The organism is Escherichia sp. TW14182, assembly GCF_000208525.1.
Lineage (GTDB): Bacteria > Pseudomonadota > Gammaproteobacteria > Enterobacterales > Enterobacteriaceae > Escherichia > Escherichia ruysiae.
In genome coordinates this window covers 13,122-32,980 of record NZ_AEJZ01000121.1, presented here as the reverse complement: position 1 = coordinate 32,980, position 19,859 = coordinate 13,122, and the positions used below count along the sequence as shown (strand labels likewise).

Below are 19,859 nucleotides of genomic sequence, written 5' to 3'. Positions count from 1 at the left end.
AAAGAGGGCGATGATTGGCGCACCGACCACCACCCCCAGCGCATAATACGAGATCATATGCCCGGCAGCAGGAATCGAAATTCCTACGTTATGCGCCAGCTCCGTGAGCACGCCCATAATGCCAAATTCGGCCATCCCCAAACCAAACGTGCCCAGAGCCAACGATAAAATGACTTTTTTCATACCACCATCACAACCACCAGGACGGCTACGAATCACCGTAGCCAATAAAGTGATAGCTTGCAGGATAACGACCAGCGAGGCCAAGAGATAATTCGCCCTTCTGTATTCATTATCCTGCTGAATAGTTATTTCACCGCAAACGTGTTGTCCAGTTTGCTGTAGCCCAGGCCGTTGATCTTCTTCACTTTGATCTGCACCGGAATACGCTCTTTCATCGCTTCAACGTGGCTAATCACGCCGATAGTTTTACCACTGGCGTTCAGGGCATCCAGCGCATCAAGGGCGGTATCCAGCGTTTCGCTATCCAGCGTGCCGAAACCTTCATCGAGGAATAACGAGTCAATGCGCGTTTTATGGCTGACCAGATCCGAAAGCGCCAGCGCCAGTGCCAGACTGACGAGAAAACTCTCTCCGCCGGAAAGCGTTCGGGTATCGCGTACTGCATCTGCCTGCCAGGTATCGACAACCTCGACTTCCAGCGCCTCGCTGGCTTTACGCTGTAACAAATAGCGCCCGTGCAGGCGGGTAAGTTGCTGGTTAGCGAGATGAACTAAATTATCCAGCGTCAGCCCTTGGGCAAACTTACGGAATTTATCGCCCTCTTTGGAGCCAATCAGCGAATTGAGATAACCCCAGTCTTCAACCTGCTGTGTTGTCTGGGCAATTTGCTGCATTAAGGTTTGTTGTTGCTGACGGTTGTCTGCATCCTGCTTCAACTGCTGGCGAATTTCGCCTTGACTCGTGGTGTTTGCACGCAACTTTTGGTTAGTTTGCGCTAACTCTTGTTGAATCTGCTCCACCGTCACAGTGAGAGCTAACTCGTCAGGTCGGTGTTGCTGATGCTGTGCCAGCGTTTCTGCTGTTTGAGTGGCCAGCGTTTGCGCCTGACGACGCTGGTTTTCCAGGTTCTGCTTGAGTTGTTCCAGTTGCGTTAGTGTCTGTTCATCCATTAGCGCCGCAAGGAACGCCTGCTGATCGTCAAAGACGCTGGCCTGTAGCGCGGTGTCAAACTGTGTCTGGGCTTTTTGCAGACCTTGCGCCGCCAAAACCTCTTGTTGCTGCAAGGTTTGCCGCTGGCTTTGCAACGCGAGACATTGCTCATGAACTTGCCGCCAGTTTTCCAGCGTCACAGTAGCTTCGCTGTGTGGCAGTTCATCATTTTGCGGCAATGTGTCCAGAATCGGCGTCAGCTGTTGAATACGGTTTTGCAGCTCGGTTAATTCGTTCTGGCGCTGCTGCCAGCCCTGCGCTTCTTGCTGACGTGTCGCCAACCAGCTCTCTTCTTCATCTTCCTGTGGCAGTGCCAGCGCGTAACCCGTTAACGCCGCAGAGAGTTGCTGATGGCGTTGTTCAATCTGTTGTTGATACTGGATAATTTGTTGATTGTGCGCGGCAATTTGCTCCTGTAATTCATGACGCTGATTGAGTAATTGCAGTTGCTTTTCATGCTCTTCCTGGGTGGCAAGCCATGGTTGAATATCGTCCTGCGGCTGCAAGGTGATACTGAGGCTGGCAGTTAGTGTATGCCATTCCTGAGTAAGTGCTTGCTCATCTTGTCGGAGGCTTTGTGCTTCGTTCTCATCCCGCTGAAGCTGCTTCGTTAAGGCGTCCAGTTGCCCACGTAGCGCCGCGCCTTCTTCACCGAGCTTTTTAACTTCATTTTCCAGCGCCAGTAATCGAGACTGATTAACCCCCGGTTCCAGCGCCCGATACGCCTCGACCGCCGGGTGGCTGGTGGAACCACAAAGTGGGCAAGGCTGACCTGCCTGTAACTGCGCACGTTGAGCTTCCAGGGTTTTGATGCGTGCTTCCTGCTCGCAAATGGTTTTGACATCGGCAAGCTGTTGCGTCTTTTCTTTATAACGTTGGCGCATTTCAGTGAGCGCGGCGTTACGTTGTGTCTGTTCCTGCGTAACGCTCTGAATAGCGGCCTGTAGCTGCGACAGGCGTTTTTGCTGGGGAACAATCTGCCCATATAGTGCGCTCAGGCGCTGACGCAGCGGACGTTGTTCGGCATGTTGTGCCTGCGCAGCGGCAACTTCGGCGGCGGTTAAAGTTAAAGAGATCGCCGGAAGAGCATTAAGTTTTTGCTCTGCATGGGTTAATTGCTGTTGCCATTGCCGCAGATACTTGCGATCGCTGGCCTGTTGGGCGAACTGCGCCCGCCAACCCGCCAGTTCGTTATTCCACTGCCGGAAGCGGTCGTGTTCGTGTAACCACGCATTCAGATTTTGTTGCTGCTGTTGTAATTCTGCCGACTGCTTCGCCGCGTGGTGACGAATATTTGCGCGAAGCGCCATTGTGCGCTGTAAGCGAGTATTTACTTCTTCAATCTGCTGACGAGTATGCGTTAGTGCCGCAGTGTGTTCTGCGATGCGTTCCCAGTGCGGACGAAGATTTCGTGCCGGTTGTGCCAGACTGAGCGCCGCCAGTTGAGGTTGCGCTTTTTCTTCCTCGGCTAACACCTGTTGCAGTGCCTGCTGACGGCGGCTGGCGTCTTTTTGCAATTCATCCAGACGCGTTAACCAGTTAAGCGATTGTTGTTCTTGCTGCTGTGTGACGAGTAACTGTTTTTCTTCGTCAGTGAGTACCTGCAAACTTTCTGTCAGCGATTGCACTTGTTCTGGCGCTAATAATGCGACACCGCTGGCCTGCGCTTGCAGTTTTTCCAGCTCAGTACGGGCCGATTTATGCTGTTCAAAGACCATCGCGGAGATTTGACCGTAAATTTCGGTGCCGGTTAACTCCTCCAGCAATTCCGCGCGTTCTTTCGGTTTGGCATTGAGGAAGGCAGCAAATTGTCCCTGCGAAAGCAGCATCGAACGGGTGAAACGCCCGTAATCCAGCCCGGTTAACGTCGCCGTCAGTTCCAGCTTATCTTTCACTTTGTCGGCGAGAATTTTGCCGTCTGCGCAGCGCGCCAGCTCTACGCGTGGTACCTGCAAATTACCGTCGGGTTGGTTACGTGCCCGATTCTGGCTCCAGAACGCGCGGTACGCTTCACCTTTCACTTCAAATTCCACTTCCGCCAGACATTCGGCGGTATCGCGGGTCATCAGATCATTTTGCGATTGTGAAACGTTGGAGAGACGCGGAGTCTCGTGATACAGCGCCAGGCAGATGGCGTCGAGCAGAGTGGTTTTCCCCGCGCCAGTCGGGCCGGTAATCGCAAACAGCCCGTTGCTGGCAAACGGTTCGCGGGTGAAATCAATCTTCCATTCGCCTTTTAATGAGTTCAGGTTTTTCAGGCGCAGGCTGAGAATTTTCATGCTTCGTGTTCTCCGGCGAGGGTCTGCAATGTCGTGGCGAAAAGATGTTGCAAGCGTTGATGCTGCGATTCATCAAGTTCTTCCAGTGCCAGACGGCGATTAAAAACATCTTCGACGCTAAGTTCGCTGAGGGTTTCACGCCGTTGGCTGGCTAACACACGCTCGCGCTGTTCACGACTCCGGCGTACCAGCAATACTTCGACAGGCAGTGATTCGGTTAATGCCTGGATTTTGCGCTGAATATCATGCAGATACTCATCGGTAGTGATTTCAATATCCAGCCAGACAGGTGGCTCCTGTGGCACATCGCGCCATTGTTCAAGCTGTTCGGTAATCGACGCCAAATCGCCTTTCAGCACCGCCATCGGTTGTGTTACCGGTACGTTCAGGTTTTCCACGCTCTCTAATTTGCCGTTTGAAAAAGTTACCAGATGGACATATTTACTCTTGCCGCACTCATCAAAACTCAGTGGGATGGGGGATCCGCAATAGCGAACATGTTCCATGCCGCCAATAATTTGCGCGCGGTGAATATGTCCAAGCGCGATGTAGTCGGCTGGCGGAAAGTTTTGTGCCGGAAACGCGTCCAGCGTGCCAATATAGATGTCACGCACGGCATCACTTTTACTGGCACCCACAGTCGTTAAATGCCCCGTGGCGATGATGGGAAGAGGTTGATTGCCGCGCAGCTTGCAGGCATCTGCATAGTGTTGTTGATAATAATCGGTGATCGCTGCCAGCAAATGTTGCTGTTTTTCCATGCCGTTAAGTCCCGCCTGGCTGGTAATAATGTCACGCGGGCGTAAAAAAGGAATGGGACACAGCACTGCGCCTGGCGTCCCGTCGCGACGAGGCAAGATTTGCGGCGCATGTCCGGCGCTGGCGACCACAGTAGTATTGAGGAACGCCATGATATCGCGCGATTCATTCAACGTGGCGACCGAGTCATGGTTTCCCGCCAGTACCACCAGATGACAGCCAGTTTGCTGTAAATTGACAACAAAACGGTTGTATAACGTGCGGGCGTAACTGGGCGGCGAGCCGGTATCGAAAACATCACCGGCAACAATAATCGCATCCACCTGATGGGTTTGTGCTGTCTCCAGCAGCCAGTCAAGAAAAGCCTGGTGTTCAGCTTCGCGGCTTTTACTGTAGAAGTTCTGGCCGAGATGCCAGTCTGAGGTGTGAAGGATGCGCATAACGATTCTCTGGCGAAAAAGCATGGGCGCGATTATACCCAAACAGATGTGTCATTTGCTTTTTTCTGCGCCACGTAAATCAATAACCTGAAGATATGTGCGACGTGCTTTTCATAAATCTGTCATAAATCTGACGCATAATGGCGTCGCATTAATGATCGCAACCTATTTATTACAACAGGGCAAATCATGGCGAGACGTATTCTGGTCGTAGAAGATGAAGCTCCAATTCGCGAAATGGTCTGCTTCGTGCTCGAACAAAATGGCTTTCAGCCGGTCGAAGCGGAAGATTATGACAGTGCTGTGAATCAACTGAATGAACCCTGGCCGGATTTGATTCTCCTCGACTGGATGTTACCCGGCGGCTCGGGTATCCAGTTCATCAAACACCTTAAGCGCGAGTCGATGACCCGGGATATTCCAGTGGTGATGTTGACCGCCAGAGGGGAAGAAGAAGATCGCGTGCGTGGTCTTGAAACCGGTGCGGACGACTATATCACCAAGCCGTTTTCGCCGAAGGAGCTGGTGGCGCGAATCAAAGCGGTAATGCGCCGTATTTCGCCAATGGCGGTGGAAGAGGTGATCGAGATGCAGGGGCTAAGTCTGGATCCGACATCTCACCGGGTGATGGCGGGCGAAGAGCCGCTGGAGATGGGGCCGACAGAATTTAAATTGCTGCACTTTTTTATGACGCATCCTGAGCGCGTGTACAGCCGCGAGCAGCTATTAAACCACGTCTGGGGAACCAACGTGTATGTAGAAGACCGCACGGTCGATGTCCACATTCGTCGCCTGCGTAAAGCACTGGAGCCCGGCGGGCATGACCGCATGGTGCAGACCGTGCGCGGTACAGGATATCGTTTTTCAACCCGCTTTTAACGCCTTGCTCATCGGACGCAGAGCAGGGCTTATGATTTCATAACTGGAGTATCTTACGTGCTGGAACGGCTGTCGTGGAAAAGGCTGGTGCTGGAGCTGCTACTTTGCTGCCTCCCGGCTTTCATCCTGGGTGCATTTTTTGGTTACCTGCCCTGGTTTTTGCTGGCATCGGTAACAGGACTGCTTATCTGGCATTTCTGGAATTTATTGCGCCTTTCATGGTGGCTGTGGGTTGATCGCAGTATGACGCCGCCACCGGGGCGTGGTAGCTGGGAACCGCTACTATATGGCTTACACCAGATGCAGCTGCGAAATAAAAAACGCCGCCGCGAGCTGGGCAATCTGATTAAACGCTTTCGTAGTGGCGCGGAGTCGCTGCCCGATGCGGTGGTGCTGACCACGGAAGAGGGCGGTATTTTCTGGTGTAACGGACTGGCGCAACAGATTCTTGGCCTGCGCTGGCCGGAAGATAACGGGCAGAACATCCTTAACCTGCTGCGTTACCCGGAGTTTACGCAATATCTGAAAACGCGTGATTTTTCTCGCCCGCTCAATCTGGTGCTCAACACCGGGCGGCATCTGGAAATTCGCGTCATGCCTTATACCCATAAACAGTTGCTGATGGTGGCGCGTGATGTCACGCAAATGCATCAACTGGAAGGGGCGCGGCGTAACTTTTTTGCCAACGTAAGCCATGAGTTACGCACGCCGTTGACGGTGTTACAGGGTTACCTGGAGATGATGGATGAGCAACCGCTGGAAGGCGCGGTTCGCGAAAAAGCGTTGCACACCATGCGCGAGCAGACTCAGCGGATGGAAGGGCTGGTGAAGCAGTTACTGACACTGTCGAAAATCGAAGCCGCACCGACGCAGTTGCTCAATGAAAAGGTTGATGTGCCGATGATGCTGCGCGTTGTTGAGCGCGAAGCTCAGACTCTGAGCCAGAAAAAACAGACATTTACCTTTGAAATAGATAACGACCTCAAAGTGTCTGGCAATGAAGATCAGCTACGCAGTGCGATTTCGAACCTGGTCTATAACGCTGTGAATCACACGCCAGAAGGCACGCATATCACGGTACGCTGGCAGCGAGTGCCGCACGGTGCCGAATTTAGCGTTGAAGATAACGGGCCGGGCATCGCACCGGAGCATATTCCGCGCCTGACCGAGCGTTTTTATCGTGTAGACAAAGCGCGTTCCCGACAAACAGGCGGTAGCGGACTGGGGTTAGCAATTGTTAAACATGCGGTAAATCACCACGAAAGCCGCCTGAATATTGACAGTACGGTGGGCAAAGGTACGCGTTTCAGTTTTGTTCTGCCGGAACGTTTAATTGCCAAAAACAGCAATTAATCTGCCTTTGTCATTTTTTGTTGCCATAAGCCAGCCGATGCTGGCTTTTTTTCTTTGCAGTCAAAAAATGGACGCTGAACTTTACACCGGCTGGTGATTTTTTGTTCGCATGATAAGCCATATCTTTTTCACGGAAATAGTGTTTTATACTGGTTGGTGATTTCTTATCGTTATATCCCTCTGGTTTTTAGATCCCTTCTTGCTTTAAAACGTTATAAGCGTTTAAATTGCGCTTCAGGTGCTGTCATACTGACTGCATTCACGCGGTAAATCGAAAAACTATTCTTCGCCGCGCCTGGTTGGGAGTATTTCCCGCTAAAATTGTTTAAATATACCGCTGTATCATCCCCAGGGATTGGCACAAAAATTTAACGTTACAACACCACATCCACAGGCAGTATGATTTATGACCCATCAATTAAGATCGCGCGATATCATCGCTCTGGGCTTTATGACATTTGCGTTGTTCGTCGGCGCAGGTAACATTATTTTCCCTCCAATGGTCGGCTTGCAGGCAGGCGAACACGTCTGGACTGCGGCATTCGGCTTCCTCATTACTGCCGTTGGTCTGCCGGTATTAACGGTAGTGGCGCTGGCGAAAGTTGGTGGCGGTGTTGACAGCCTGAGCACGCCAATCGGTAAAGTCGCTGGCGTACTGCTGGCAACGGTTTGCTACCTGGCTGTGGGGCCGCTGTTCGCCACGCCGCGTACAGCCACCGTCTCCTTTGAAGTGGGGATTGCGCCGCTGACGGGTGACTCCGCGCTGCCGCTGTTTATCTACAGCCTGGTCTATTTCGCTATCGTTATTCTGGTTTCGCTCTATCCGGGCAAGCTGCTGGATACCGTGGGCAACTTCCTTGCGCCGCTGAAAATTATCGCGCTGGTCATCCTGTCTGTCGCCGCGATTGTCTGGCCTGCGGGTTCTATCAGCACGGCGACTGAGGCTTATCAAAACGCTGCGTTTTCTAACGGCTTCGTCAACGGCTATCTGACAATGGATACGCTGGGCGCAATGGTGTTTGGTATCGTTATTGTTAACGCGGCGCGTTCTCGTGGCGTTACCGAAGCGCGTCTGCTGACCCGTTATACCGTCTGGGCTGGCCTGATGGCGGGTGTCGGTCTGACTCTGCTTTACCTGGCGCTGTTCCGTCTGGGGTCAGATAGTGCGTCGCTGGTTGATCAGTCAGCAAACGGTGCGGCTATTCTGCACGCTTATGTTCAACACACCTTTGGCGGCGGCGGTAGCTTCCTGCTGGCGGCGTTAATCTTCATCGCTTGCCTGGTAACGGCAGTTGGCCTGACCTGTGCTTGTGCAGAATTTTTCGCCCAGTACGTACCGCTCTCTTACCGTACGCTGGTGTTTATCCTCGGCGGCTTCTCGATGGTGGTGTCTAACCTTGGTTTGAGTCAGTTGATTCAGATCTCTGTGCCGGTGCTGACCGCCATTTATCCGCCGTGTATCGCACTGGTTGTATTAAGTTTTACACGCTCATGGTGGCATAATTCGTCCCGCGTGATTGCTCCGCCGATGTTTATCAGCCTGCTTTTTGGTATTCTCGACGGGATCAAAGCATCTGCATTCAGCGATATCTTACCGTCCTGGGCGCAGCGTTTACCGCTGGCCGAACAAGGTCTGGCGTGGTTAATGCCAACAGTGGTGATGGTGGTTCTGGCCATTATCTGGGATCGCGCGGCAGGTCGTCAGGTGACCTCCAGCGCCCACTAAATCACTGATAATTTGTTTTAACCACGGGGCTGCGATGCCCCGTGGTTTTTTTATTGTGTTGATGGGTTAGGAATTGATGGAAAGTAAGAACAAGCTAAAGCGTGGGCTAAGTACCCGACACATACGCTTTATGGCACTGGGGTCAGCAATCGGCACCGGGCTGTTTTACGGTTCGGCAGACGCCATCAAAATGGCCGGTCCGAGCGTGTTGTTGGCCTATATTATTGGTGGTGTCGCGGCATATATCATTATGCGTGCGCTGGGGGAAATGTCGGTACATAACCCGGCTGCCAGCTCTTTCTCGCGTTATGCGCAGGAAAACCTGGGGCCGCTGGCAGGTTATATCACCGGCTGGACCTACTGCTTTGAAATCCTTATTGTCGCCATTGCCGATGTGACCGCTTTCGGTATCTATATGGGCGTCTGGTTCCCGACAGTACCACACTGGATTTGGGTGCTGAGTGTGGTGTTAATCATTTGCGCCATCAACCTGATGAGCGTGAAAGTGTTCGGCGAGCTGGAGTTCTGGTTCTCGTTCTTTAAAGTTGCCACCATTATCATCATGATTGTCGCCGGTTTCGGTATCATCATCTGGGGGATTGGCAACGGCGGGCAACCGACGGGTATCCATAACCTGTGGAGCAACGGTGGCTTCTTCAGTAACGGCTGGCTTGGCATGGTGATGTCGTTACAAATGGTGATGTTTGCCTATGGTGGGATCGAAATTATCGGGATTACCGCCGGGGAAGCGAAAGAGCCAGAGAAATCCATTCCGCGCGCGATTAACTCAGTGCCGATGCGTATTCTGGTGTTCTATGTCGGTACGCTGTTCGTCATTATGTCTATTTACCCTTGGAATCAGGTTGGCACTGCCGGTAGCCCGTTCGTGCTGACGTTCCAGCATATGGGGATTACCTTTGCCGCCAGCATTCTTAACTTTGTTGTGCTGACCGCTTCGCTGTCGGCAATTAACAGTGACGTGTTTGGCGTAGGTCGTATGTTGCACGGCATGGCAGAGCAGGGCAGCGCACCGAAAATCTTCAGTAAAACCTCGCGTCGCGGTATTCCATGGGTAACTGTGCTGGTGATGACCACTGCGCTACTGTTTGCGGTGTATCTGAACTACATCATGCCGGAAAACGTCTTCCTGGTGATCGCTTCGCTGGCAACTTTTGCCACGGTGTGGGTGTGGATTATGATTTTGTTGTCGCAGATTGCCTTCCGTCGCCGCCTACCGCCAGAAGAAGTTAAGGCGCTGAAATTCAAAGTGCCTGGCGGGGTGGCAACGACTATCGCGGGGCTGATTTTCCTGGTCTTTATCATCGGACTGATCGGTTATCACCCTGAAACGCGAATCTCTCTGTACGTTGGTTTCGCGTGGATTGTTCTGCTGTTGATTGGCTGGATGTTTAAACGCCGCCATGACCGCCAGTTGGCTGAAAACCACTAATTCCCACGTTTGTAAGCCGGTTCAGGGTAGAGCCTGAACCGGTTATTCCGAAAGTTATCCGCCCCCGACCTCCTCCCCCAAATATCCTTCAGACGATGAGTGATCCTGCAGTAGGCTATGGCAATGTGATCAGATTTTCATCACAGGGGAATTATAATGTTGAATACATGGCACCTGCCGGTGCCCCCATTTGTTAAGCAAAGCAAAGATCAACTGCTTATTACACTGTGGTTGACGGGTGAAGAACCGCCGCAGCGCATTATGCTGCGCACGGAAAACGATAACGAAGAAACGTCAGTACCGATGTACAAACTGCGCAGTCAGCCACAGCCGGGCGTAACGGCATGGCGGGCGGCTGTCGATCTCTCCACCGGACAACCTCGGCGGCGCTATAGCTTCAAATTGCTGTGGCACGATCGCCAGCGATGGTTTTCGCCGCAAGGTCTTAGCCAAATACCGCCAGCGCGGCTGGAACAGTTTGCTGTTGATGTACCAGATATTGGGCCACAATGGGTCGCAGACCAGATTTTTTATCAGATCTTCCCGGATCGTTTTGCCCGTAGCTTGCCACGCGAAGCCGGGCAGGATCATGTCTATTACCATCACGCAGCCGGACAAGAGATCATATTGCGTGACTGGAATGAGCCGGTTACGGCGCAGGCGGGTGGATCAACGTTCTATGGCGGAGATCTGGACGGTATCAGCGAAAAACTGCCGTATCTGAAAAAACTCGGCGTGACGGCGCTGTATCTCAATCCGGTGTTCAAAGCTCCCAGCGTGCATAAATACGATACCGAAGATTATCGCCACGTTGACCCGCAGTTTGGCGGCGACGGGGCATTGCTGCGCTTACGCCACAATACACAGCAACAGGGAATGCGGCTGGTACTGGACGGTGTGTTTAACCACAGTGGTGATTCCCATGCCTGGTTTGACAGGCACAATCGCGGGACGGGGGGTGCTTGTCACAACCCCGAATCGCCCTGGCGTGACTGGTACTCGTTTAGCGATGATGGCACGGCGCTCGACTGGCTGGGCTATGCCAGCCTGCCGAAGTTGGATTATCAATCGGAAAGTCTGGTGAATGAAATTTATCGCGGCGAAGACAGCATTGTCCGCCACTGGCTGAAAGCACCGTGGAATATGGACGGTTGGCGGCTGGATGTGGTGCATATGCTGGGGGAAGCGGGCGGCGCGCGTAATAATTTGCAGCACGTCGCCGGGATCACCGAAGCGGCGAAAGAAACCCTGCCGGAAGCCTATATTGTTGGCGAGCATTTTGGCGATGCACGACAATGGCTACAGGCAGATGTGGAAGATGCTGCCATGAACTATCGCGGCTTCACATTCCCGTTGTGGGGATTTCTCGCCAATACCGACATCTCTTACGATCCGCAGCAGATTGATGCCCAAACCTGTATGGCCTGGATGGATAATTACCGCGCCGGCCTTTCTCATCAACAGCAATTGCGTATGTTTAATCAGCTCGATAGCCACGATACTGCGCGATTTAAAACCTTGCTCGGTCGGGATGTTGCGCGCCTGCCGCTGGCGGTGGTCTGGCTGCTCACCTGGCCTGGCGTGCCCTGTATTTATTACGGTGATGAAGTGGGGCTGGATGGCAATAACGATCCATTTTGCCGTAAGCCATTCCCGTGGCAGCCGGAAAAACAAGATGCTGAGCTATTTTCGCTGTACCAGCGAATGATTGCGCTGCGTAAGAAGAGTCAGGCACTGCGTCGCGGTGGCTGTCAGGTGCTGTACGCGGAAGATAACGTGGTGGTGTTTGTGCGCGTGCTAAATCAGCAGCATGTGCTGGTGGCGATCAACCGTGGCGACGCCTGTGAAGTAGTGCTGCCCGCATCGCCGTTGCTTAATGTCGCGCAATGGCAACGTAAAGAAGGTCACGGGCAACTGGCGGATGGCATTTTGACATTGCCTGCGATATCGGCGACGGTGTGGATGAATTAACGTCTTATAACGCCTTGCGCGACGCCTGCGCCATCATCCGGGGATAAAACTGCCAGAAGCGGGTTTCAAGGGCATCGTAATGGGCGTCTAAATCGTACCAGGAGTCACGCAGGGCATCCAGGCGTGGGCGACGGCTAGCCATACCGTTTAACACGCTCTGGATGAAATCCATATCGCGATAGCGCACCAGCCACTGCTCTGACCATAAGTAGTTGTTCAGATTGATAAAGCGTGGCGGTGAGTCCGGCAGAATAGTGATCACTTGTTCGCGGGCATAACAGACAAATTCCTCTAGCGGAAAATTGGGTGACAGCTGCGACCAGTGGCGGGAAAGAAAATGATCCCACATGACATCCAGCGTGATAGGCGCAACCCGGCGGGTTTCACTACGAAACCACTCCCGCGCTTCGCGGACTTCCGGCAGGTTGTCGGTTAATACGTCGATTCGCCGATGCATATGAATACCAGCCACGACGTCGGGTGGATAAATTTCATCGGGGTTTCCGCGAACGAAATCTGCCAGTAAATTGCCGGAAAGCGAGCTTTCCGCCAGGTGAGCTAAATGCAGGTGAGCTAAAAAATTCATCGATTATATTCTATCCAAAGGGGGGTAAAGGTTGCAGGGAGAGCGCCCCGGCACTAGACTACCCGCCTCTTATTTTAGTCTGAGTCAGTGTCATGCGCGTTACCGATTTCTTCTTTGAATTGCCCGAATCCCTGATTGCCCACTATCCCATGCCTGAACGCAGTAGCTGTCGTTTACTGTCGCTGGACGGGCCAACGGGCGCGCTGACGCACGGTACTTTCACCGATTTACTCGATAAGCTCAACCCCGGCGATCTTCTGGTTTTTAACAATACCCGCGTGATCCCGGCACGCCTGTTTGGGCGTAAAGCCAGCGGCGGCAAGATTGAAGTGCTGGTTGAGCGGATGCTCGACGACAAACGCATTCTTGCGCATATTCGTGCTTCGAAAGCACCAAAGCCGGGCGCTGAACTTCTGCTGGGCGATGACGAAAGCATTAAAGCAACAATGACAGCCCGCCACGGCGCATTGTTTGAAGTCGAATTTAATGATGATCGTTCGGTGTTGGATATTCTCAACAGCATCGGTCATATGCCGTTGCCGCCGTACATCGACCGTCCGGACGAAGATGCCGACCGCGAACTTTATCAAACGGTTTATAGCGAAAAACCGGGCGCGGTAGCCGCGCCGACCGCCGGGCTGCATTTTGACGAACCTTTGCTTGAAAAATTGCGTGCCAAAGGCGTGGAGATGGCATTTGTGACCTTGCACGTTGGCGCGGGTACTTTCCAGCCGGTGCGCGTCGACACTATTGAAGATCACATCATGCACTCGGAATACGCTGAAGTGCCGCAGGAGGTGGTTGATGCGGTGCTGGCAGCGAAAGCGCGCGGAAATCGGGTGATTGCGGTTGGCACAACCTCTGTACGCTCTCTGGAGAGCGCAGCGCAGGCGGCGAAAAACGATCTCATCGAACCGTTCTTTGACGATACCCAAATCTTTATCTATCCGGGCTTCCAGTACAAAGTGGTCGATGCGCTGGTGACTAACTTCCACCTGCCAGAGTCGACGCTGATTATGCTGGTTTCAGCATTTGCCGGTTATCAACACACGATGAACGCCTATAAAGCGGCGGTAGAAGAGAAATATCGCTTTTTTAGTTACGGTGATGCGATGTTTATCACGTACAATCCGCAGGCAATTAATGAGCGCGTCGGGGAGTAATTCTGCGGCGCTGGTTTAAACGTTGGACTGTTTTTCTGACGTAGTGGAGAAAAAATGAAATTTGAACTGGATACCACCGACGGTCGCGCACGCCGTGGTCGCCTGGTTTTCGATCGTGGCGTAGTGGAAACGCCTTGTTTTATGCCTGTTGGCACCTACGGCACTGTAAAAGGGATGACGCCGGAAGAAGTTGAAGCGACCGGCGCACAGATTATCCTTGGTAACACCTTTCACCTGTGGTTGCGCCCAGGTCAGGAAATCATGAAGCTGCATGGCGATCTGCACGATTTCATGCAATGGAAAGGCCCAATCCTCACCGATTCCGGTGGTTTCCAGGTCTTCAGCCTTGGCGATATCCGTAAAATCACCGAACAGGGCGTACACTTCCGTAACCCGATCAACGGCGATCCGATTTTCCTCGATCCTGAAAAATCGATGGAGATTCAGTACGATCTTGGTTCAGATATCGTCATGATTTTTGACGAGTGTACGCCGTATCCTGCTGACTGGGATTACGCAAAACGTTCGATGGAGATGTCTCTGCGTTGGGCGAAGCGTAGCCGTGAGCGTTTTGACAGTCTCGGAAACAAAAATGCGCTGTTTGGTATCATTCAGGGCAGCGTTTACGAAGATTTACGTGATATTTCTGTTAAAGGTCTGGTAGATATCGGTTTTGATGGCTACGCTGTCGGCGGTCTGGCTGTGGGTGAGCCGAAAGCAGATATGCACCGCATTCTGGAGCATGTGTGCCCGCAAATTCCGGCAGACAAACCGCGTTACCTGATGGGCGTGGGTAAACCGGAAGATCTGGTTGAAGGCGTGCGTCGCGGTATCGATATGTTTGACTGCGTAATGCCAACACGTAATGCGCGTAACGGTCATCTGTTCGTGACCGATGGCGTGGTGAAAATCCGCAATGCGAAGTATAAGAGCGACACAGGACCGCTCGATCCTGAGTGTGATTGCTACACCTGTCGCAATTATTCACGTGCCTACTTGCATCATCTCGACCGTTGCAACGAAATATTAGGCGCGCGACTCAACACCATTCATAACCTTCGTTACTACCAGCGTTTGATGGCGGGTTTACGCAAGGCTATTGAAGAGGGTAAATTAGAGAGCTTCGTAGCTGATTTTTACCAGCGTCAGGGGCGAGAAGTACCACCTTTGAACGTTGATTAATATTAATAATGAGGGAAATTTAATGAGCTTTTTTATTTCTGATGCGGTAGCGGCAACGGGTGCTCCGGCACAAGGTAGCCCGATGTCTTTGATTTTGATGCTGGTGGTATTTGGTCTGATTTTCTATTTCATGATCCTGCGCCCACAGCAGAAGCGCACCAAAGAACACAAAAAGCTGATGGACTCCATTGCTAAAGGTGATGAAGTTCTGACGAACGGTGGCCTGGTTGGTCGCGTAACCAAAGTAGCGGAAAACGGCTACATTGCTATCGCGCTGAATGACACCACTGAAGTAGTTATTAAACGTGACTTCGTAGCTGCCGTTCTGCCGAAAGGCACCATGAAGGCGCTGTAATTCAAATTTTTCCCTAAGGGAATTGCCGTGTTAAACCGTTATCCTTTGTGGAAGTACGTCATGCTGATCGTGGTGATTGTCATCGGTCTGCTGTATGCGCTTCCCAACCTGTTTGGTGAGGATCCGGCTGTTCAGATCACTGGTGCGCGCGGAGTCGCCGCCAGTGAGCAAACGCTGATCCAGGTCCAGAAAACGTTACAAGAAGAAAAAATAACTGCTAAGTCTGTGGCACTGGAAGAGGGCGCTATTCTTGCGCGCTTCGACTCCACTGACACCCAACTGCGCGCTCGTGAAGCATTAATGGGCGTTATGGGTGACAAATACGTCGTGGCGCTTAACCTTGCCCCGGCAACGCCGCGCTGGCTGGCAGCTATTCACGCTGAGCCGATGAAGCTCGGTCTTGACCTGCGTGGCGGCGTTCACTTCCTGATGGAAGTGGATATGGACACCGCGCTTGGCAAGCTCCAGGAACAAAATATCGATAGCCTGCGCAGCGACCTGCGTGAAAAAGGCATCCCATATACCACCGTTCGTAAAGAAAACAACTACGGCCTGAGCATCACCTTCCGTGACTCTAATGCGCGTGATGAAGCTATTGCGTATCTGAGCAAGCGTCATCCTGATCTGGTGATTAGCAGCCAGGGCAGCAACCAGCTGCGTGCGGTAATGAGCGACGCACGTCTGAGCGAAGCGCGTGAATATGCGGTGCAGCAGAACATCAACATTCTGCGTAACCGTGTAAACCAGCTTGGTGTTGCTGAGCCGGTGGTACAGCGCCAGGGCGCTGACCGTATCGTTGTTGAACTGCCAGGTATCCAGGATACCGCTCGCGCGAAAGAGATTCTGGGCGCGACGGCAACGCTGGAATTCCGTCTGGTAAACACCAACGTTGACCAGGCCGCTGCCGCGTCTGGCCGCGTACCGGGTGACTCTGAAGTGAAACAGACTCGCGAAGGTCAGCCGGTTGTGCTGTACAAACGCGTGATCCTGACCGGTGACCATATCACCGACTCCACTTCCAGCCAGGACGAATACAACCAACCGCAGGTTAACATCTCGCTCGACAGCGCAGGTGGCAACATCATGTCTAACTTCACGAAGGACAACATCGGTAAACCGATGGCGACCCTGTTTGTGGAGTACAAAGACAGCGGTAAGAAAGATGCAAACGGTCGTGCGGTACTGGTGAAACAGGAAGAGGTGATTAACATCGCTAATATCCAGTCTCGTCTGGGCAATAGCTTCCGTATCACCGGCATCAACAACCCGAACGAAGCCCGCCAGCTGTCACTGCTGCTGCGTGCTGGTGCATTGATCGCGCCAATTCAGATTGTTGAAGAACGTACCATTGGCCCGACTCTGGGTATGCAGAACATTGAACAGGGGCTGGAAGCGTGTCTGGCTGGCCTGCTGGTTTCTATTCTGTTCATGATCCTCTTCTATAAGAAGTTTGGTCTGATTGCGACCAGTGCTCTGGTTGCCAACCTGATCTTGATCGTCGGTATTATGTCACTGTTGCCAGGCGCAACGTTGAGTATGCCAGGTATCGCGGGTATCGTCTTAACCCTTGCGGTGGCGGTCGATGCGAACGTACTGATCAACGAACGTATTAAAGAAGAGTTGAGCAACGGGCGTACTGTTCAGCAGGCAATTGATGAAGGTTATCGCGGTGCATTCAGTTCCATCTTTGATGCGAACATCACCACGCTGATTAAAGTCATCATCCTGTACGCAGTGGGAACCGGGGCAATTAAAGGGTTCGCGATTACTACCGGTATCGGTGTGGCAACGTCGATGTTTACCGCGATTGTTGGTACGCGTGCCATCGTAAACCTGCTATATGGCGGCAAGCGCGTCAAGAAGCTGTCAATCTGAGGAGTGCGATGTGGCACAGGAATATACTGTTGAACAACTAAACCACGGCCGTAAAGTCTATGACTTTATGCGCTGGGACTACTGGGCTTTTGGCATCTCTGGTCTGCTGTTAATCGCCGCTATCGTCATTATGGGCGTGCGCGGCTTTAACTGGGGGCTGGATTTCACCGGTGGTACGGTTATCGAAATTACGCTCGAAAAACCGGCTGAAATTGACGTAATGCGTGATGCATTGCAAAAAGCGGGTTTTGAAGAGCCGATGCTGCAAAACTTTGGTAGCAGCCACGACATCATGGTTCGTATGCCGCCTGCCGAAGGTGAAACCGGCGGTCAGGTGCTGGGCAGCCAGGTTCTGAAGGTGATTAACGAATCCACCAATCAGAACGCGGCGGTGAAGCGTATTGAGTTCGTCGGTCCGAGCGTGGGTGCAGACCTTGCACAAACCGGCGCAATGGCGCTGATGGCGGCGTTGCTGTCTATCCTCGTGTACGTAGGTTTCCGCTTTGAGTGGCGACTGGCGGCAGGGGTCGTTATCGCGCTGGCGCACGACGTTATCATTACGCTGGGTATTTTGTCGTTATTCCATATCGAGATTGACCTGACCATTGTGGCATCGCTGATGTCGGTCATCGGTTACTCGCTTAACGACAGTATCGTGGTATCGGACCGTATTCGTGAAAACTTCCGCAAGATCCGTCGCGGTACACCTTACGAAATCTTTAACGTGTCCTTGACCCAGACGCTGCACCGTACCTTGATCACATCCGGTACTACCTTGATGGTTATCCTGATGCTGTATCTCTTCGGTGGTCCGGTGCTGGAAGGCTTCTCGCTGACTATGCTTATCGGTGTTTCCATCGGTACGGCATCTTCCATCTATGTTGCATCGGCGCTGGCTCTGAAACTGGGCATGAAGCGTGAGCACATGCTGCAGCAGAAAGTGGAAAAAGAAGGGGCGGATCAGCCGTCAATTCTGCCTTAATCAAGTTTCAGTTGATGTTGGAAATCCCGGTCAGAAGATCGGGATTTTTTATATGAGGTGATTGCGAAAATCACCCCATCTTGGGAAACTGCGCGTAACCCTACATTTTATCCAGGTAACTTTTCATGGCTATCATCCCAAAAAACTATGCGCGGTTAGAAAACGGTTATCGCGAAAAGGCGCTGAAACTCTATCCGTGGGTGTGCGGACGTTGCTCCCGTGAGTTTGTTTACTCCAACCTGCGTGAGCTTACCGTTCACCACATTGATCATGACCATACCAATAACCCGGAAGATGGTAGTAACTGGGAATTGTTGTGTCTGTATTGCCACGATCATGAGCATTCGAAATATACCGAAGCGGATCAGTATGGTACGACGGTTATCGCAGGGGAAGATGCGCAGAAAGATGTCGGTGAAGCGAAATACAACCCTTTCGCTGATTTAAAAGCGATGATGAATAAGAAGAAGTGATAAAAAATGCCGGATGTTGCATCCGGCATTTCAACTATTAGAAGTTGTAACCTACCACCAGGTAACCACCCCAACCGGTAGAGCGAACGTTGAAGTTGCCGTTACCGAAGTTCAGCTCTGCATCGTCGTTCCACTGACCACCGTCGTGCCAGTAACGAGCAACGACAGAGTAGTGCCAGTGATCATAGTTCAGAGCCAGAATATGGCTGGAAGCGATAGAGTTATTGGTACGCGTCTTAATACCGTTGATTGCGTTACCGCTGTCATCACCCAGATCGGAACCCCAGTCAAAGTTGGTGAAACCGATGTAGCTTAACTGACCGCCCCACAGATCGGTAATCGGCACAAAGTATTTAACTTTGAAACGGTAACCGTCCCACTCGTTTTCGTTCGCTGCACCGTAGTTCTGCCACTGGTATTTCGCATACACGTTCAAGGACAGGCTCATCGGCAGGCCAGTGTCGATGTCCGTACCCAGACCCATGTACCAGGTGCTCTGGCGACCATCTTTATTACGACCCATGTCGTAAATGTAGTTGTTCGCGAAGTACCACTCTTTGAACGGACCGAAGCTAAGGTCAGTATTGGTCAGCTTGTCGATGGAGAAACGCGGTTCGATTTCCATAAACAGCGGAGAACCGTGGTTCCAGATACCTTTTGCATCGGAGTTACCGCCGAAGAATACCGGCGCATCCGCATAACCATAAAAGTCGAACCAGTCTTTTTTAGCGAATGCTTCGTACTCCAGGTAGGTATCGTTGCGGATCTGCGGTCCGAAACGGGTGTGATAACTTCCTACGACGTTAACGCTCTGGTGCCACCAGTCGGAGAGATACTGCGGTTTGTCGTTTTCAGCTGCGTTGACAGTAAAAGACGAAGAGAGCGCCAGTACCGCGCCGGCTGCCAGTAATGTTTTTTTCATATGTATGCCACTGTTTGAAAATCCCTTGCGGGAGTGAAAAAGGCGCAAATTGCGTTTCTAAATATTACGTATACAGAGGAGCCTATTATAAAAATCATTGCTCACAAAAATATGTTTCGTTTCACAGTTCTATCATTTACGTAATCGATTGCGTTCACGTTTACACATATTCGGGCGGGGATTGTACTGACTTTCACCCTTGTTGCAAACTTTTACTATCAATCCGGGTGATGTAAGCGGAGTAACAAAATAATAGGGGAAGATGTTGCGGGACGCACAAAACACCCCGCC

At 52.1% G+C, this 19,859-nt stretch carries 15 protein-coding genes and 1 pseudogene; 11 read left to right on the top strand and 5 right to left on the bottom strand.

Annotation, left to right across the window (positions count from 1 at the left end; all coding sequences use genetic code 11):
* The 3 genes and pseudogenes from EQY_RS0111400 to sbcD all read right to left on the bottom strand — a co-directional run.
* Positions 1-183: pseudogene (locus tag EQY_RS0111400) on the bottom strand (MFS transporter AraJ); the annotation flags it as partial.
* Between the two features lie 125 nt (positions 184-308).
* Complete coding sequence (gene sbcC, locus EQY_RS0111395; RefSeq protein WP_000698857.1) at positions 309-3,452, bottom strand: exonuclease subunit SbcC; 3,144 nt, start codon at positions 3,450-3,452, stop codon at positions 309-311.
* Positions 3,449-4,651 carry an exonuclease subunit SbcD gene (gene sbcD / locus EQY_RS0111390; RefSeq protein ID WP_001221336.1) on the bottom strand — a complete coding sequence of 401 codons (1,203 nt, stop codon included), beginning with the start codon at positions 4,649-4,651 and terminating at the stop codon, positions 3,449-3,451. Before sbcD ends, sbcC begins: the two co-directional genes overlap by 4 nt.
* Before the next feature lie 189 nt (positions 4,652-4,840).
* Between sbcD and phoB the strand changes: the two genes are divergently transcribed.
* From phoB to malZ, 5 genes are all read left to right on the top strand, one after another.
* Positions 4,841-5,530 carry a phosphate response regulator transcription factor PhoB gene (gene phoB / locus EQY_RS0111385; RefSeq protein ID WP_000113933.1) on the top strand — a complete coding sequence of 230 codons (690 nt, stop codon included), beginning with the start codon at positions 4,841-4,843 and terminating at the stop codon, positions 5,528-5,530.
* A 57-nt stretch (positions 5,531-5,587) separates the two neighbouring features.
* Positions 5,588-6,883, top strand: coding sequence for a phosphate regulon sensor histidine kinase PhoR (gene phoR / locus EQY_RS0111380; protein ID WP_000893608.1), 1,296 nt, complete (start codon positions 5,588-5,590; stop codon positions 6,881-6,883).
* 406 nt (positions 6,884-7,289) lie between these two features.
* The gene (gene brnQ / locus EQY_RS0111375) at positions 7,290-8,609 is read left to right on the top strand and encodes a branched-chain amino acid transporter carrier protein BrnQ (RefSeq protein ID WP_000149639.1); all 1,320 of its coding nucleotides are present in this window, start codon (positions 7,290-7,292) and stop codon (positions 8,607-8,609) included.
* 76 nt (positions 8,610-8,685) lie between these two features.
* Positions 8,686-10,059: a proline-specific permease ProY gene (gene proY / locus EQY_RS0111370; protein ID WP_010344685.1), complete on the top strand. Its 1,374-nt coding sequence runs from the start codon at positions 8,686-8,688 to the stop codon at positions 10,057-10,059.
* A 153-nt stretch (positions 10,060-10,212) separates the two neighbouring features.
* Positions 10,213-12,030: a maltodextrin glucosidase gene (gene malZ, locus EQY_RS0111365; protein ID WP_170967943.1), complete on the top strand. Its 1,818-nt coding sequence runs from the start codon at positions 10,213-10,215 to the stop codon at positions 12,028-12,030.
* 4 nt (positions 12,031-12,034) lie between these two features.
* Here malZ and acpH read toward each other — a convergent pair whose 3' ends face one another.
* A complete protein-coding gene (acpH, locus tag EQY_RS0111360) occupies positions 12,035-12,616 on the bottom strand; it encodes an ACP phosphodiesterase (RefSeq protein WP_001009861.1) in 582 nt (193 codons plus the stop codon).
* 92 nt (positions 12,617-12,708) lie between these two features.
* Between acpH and queA the strand changes: the two genes are divergently transcribed.
* The 6 genes from queA (at position 12,709) to yajD (ending at position 18,646) form a co-directional block, all read left to right on the top strand.
* Entirely contained in the window at positions 12,709-13,779 is a 1,071-nt protein-coding gene (queA, locus tag EQY_RS0111355; protein ID WP_001266474.1) for a tRNA preQ1(34) S-adenosylmethionine ribosyltransferase-isomerase QueA, read from the top strand.
* Between the two features lie 54 nt (positions 13,780-13,833).
* Positions 13,834-14,961 carry a tRNA guanosine(34) transglycosylase Tgt gene (tgt, locus tag EQY_RS0111350; protein ID WP_000667317.1) on the top strand — a complete coding sequence of 376 codons (1,128 nt, stop codon included), beginning with the start codon at positions 13,834-13,836 and terminating at the stop codon, positions 14,959-14,961.
* A gap of 22 nt (positions 14,962-14,983) precedes the next feature.
* On the top strand, positions 14,984-15,316 hold the full coding sequence (gene yajC, locus EQY_RS0111345; protein ID WP_000007629.1) for a preprotein translocase subunit YajC: 333 nt from the start codon (positions 14,984-14,986) through the stop codon (positions 15,314-15,316).
* Between the two features lie 27 nt (positions 15,317-15,343).
* Entirely contained in the window at positions 15,344-17,191 is a 1,848-nt protein-coding gene (gene secD / locus EQY_RS0111340) for a protein translocase subunit SecD (RefSeq protein ID WP_000934830.1), read from the top strand.
* Positions 17,192-17,201: 10 nt separating this feature from the next.
* Complete coding sequence (gene secF / locus EQY_RS0111335) at positions 17,202-18,173, top strand: protein translocase subunit SecF (protein WP_000046637.1); 972 nt, start codon at positions 17,202-17,204, stop codon at positions 18,171-18,173.
* A gap of 125 nt (positions 18,174-18,298) precedes the next feature.
* Positions 18,299-18,646, top strand: a complete 348-nt coding sequence (gene yajD / locus EQY_RS0111330) for an HNH nuclease YajD (protein WP_000974807.1) — start codon at positions 18,299-18,301, stop codon at positions 18,644-18,646.
* A gap of 37 nt (positions 18,647-18,683) precedes the next feature.
* Here the strand turns inward: yajD and tsx are convergent, their stop codons facing one another.
* Positions 18,684-19,568 (bottom strand): nucleoside-specific channel-forming protein Tsx, encoded by an 885-nt coding sequence (gene tsx, locus EQY_RS0111325; RefSeq protein WP_010344683.1) that lies wholly within the window; start codon positions 19,566-19,568, stop codon positions 18,684-18,686.
* Positions 19,569-19,859 lie beyond the last annotated feature (291 nt).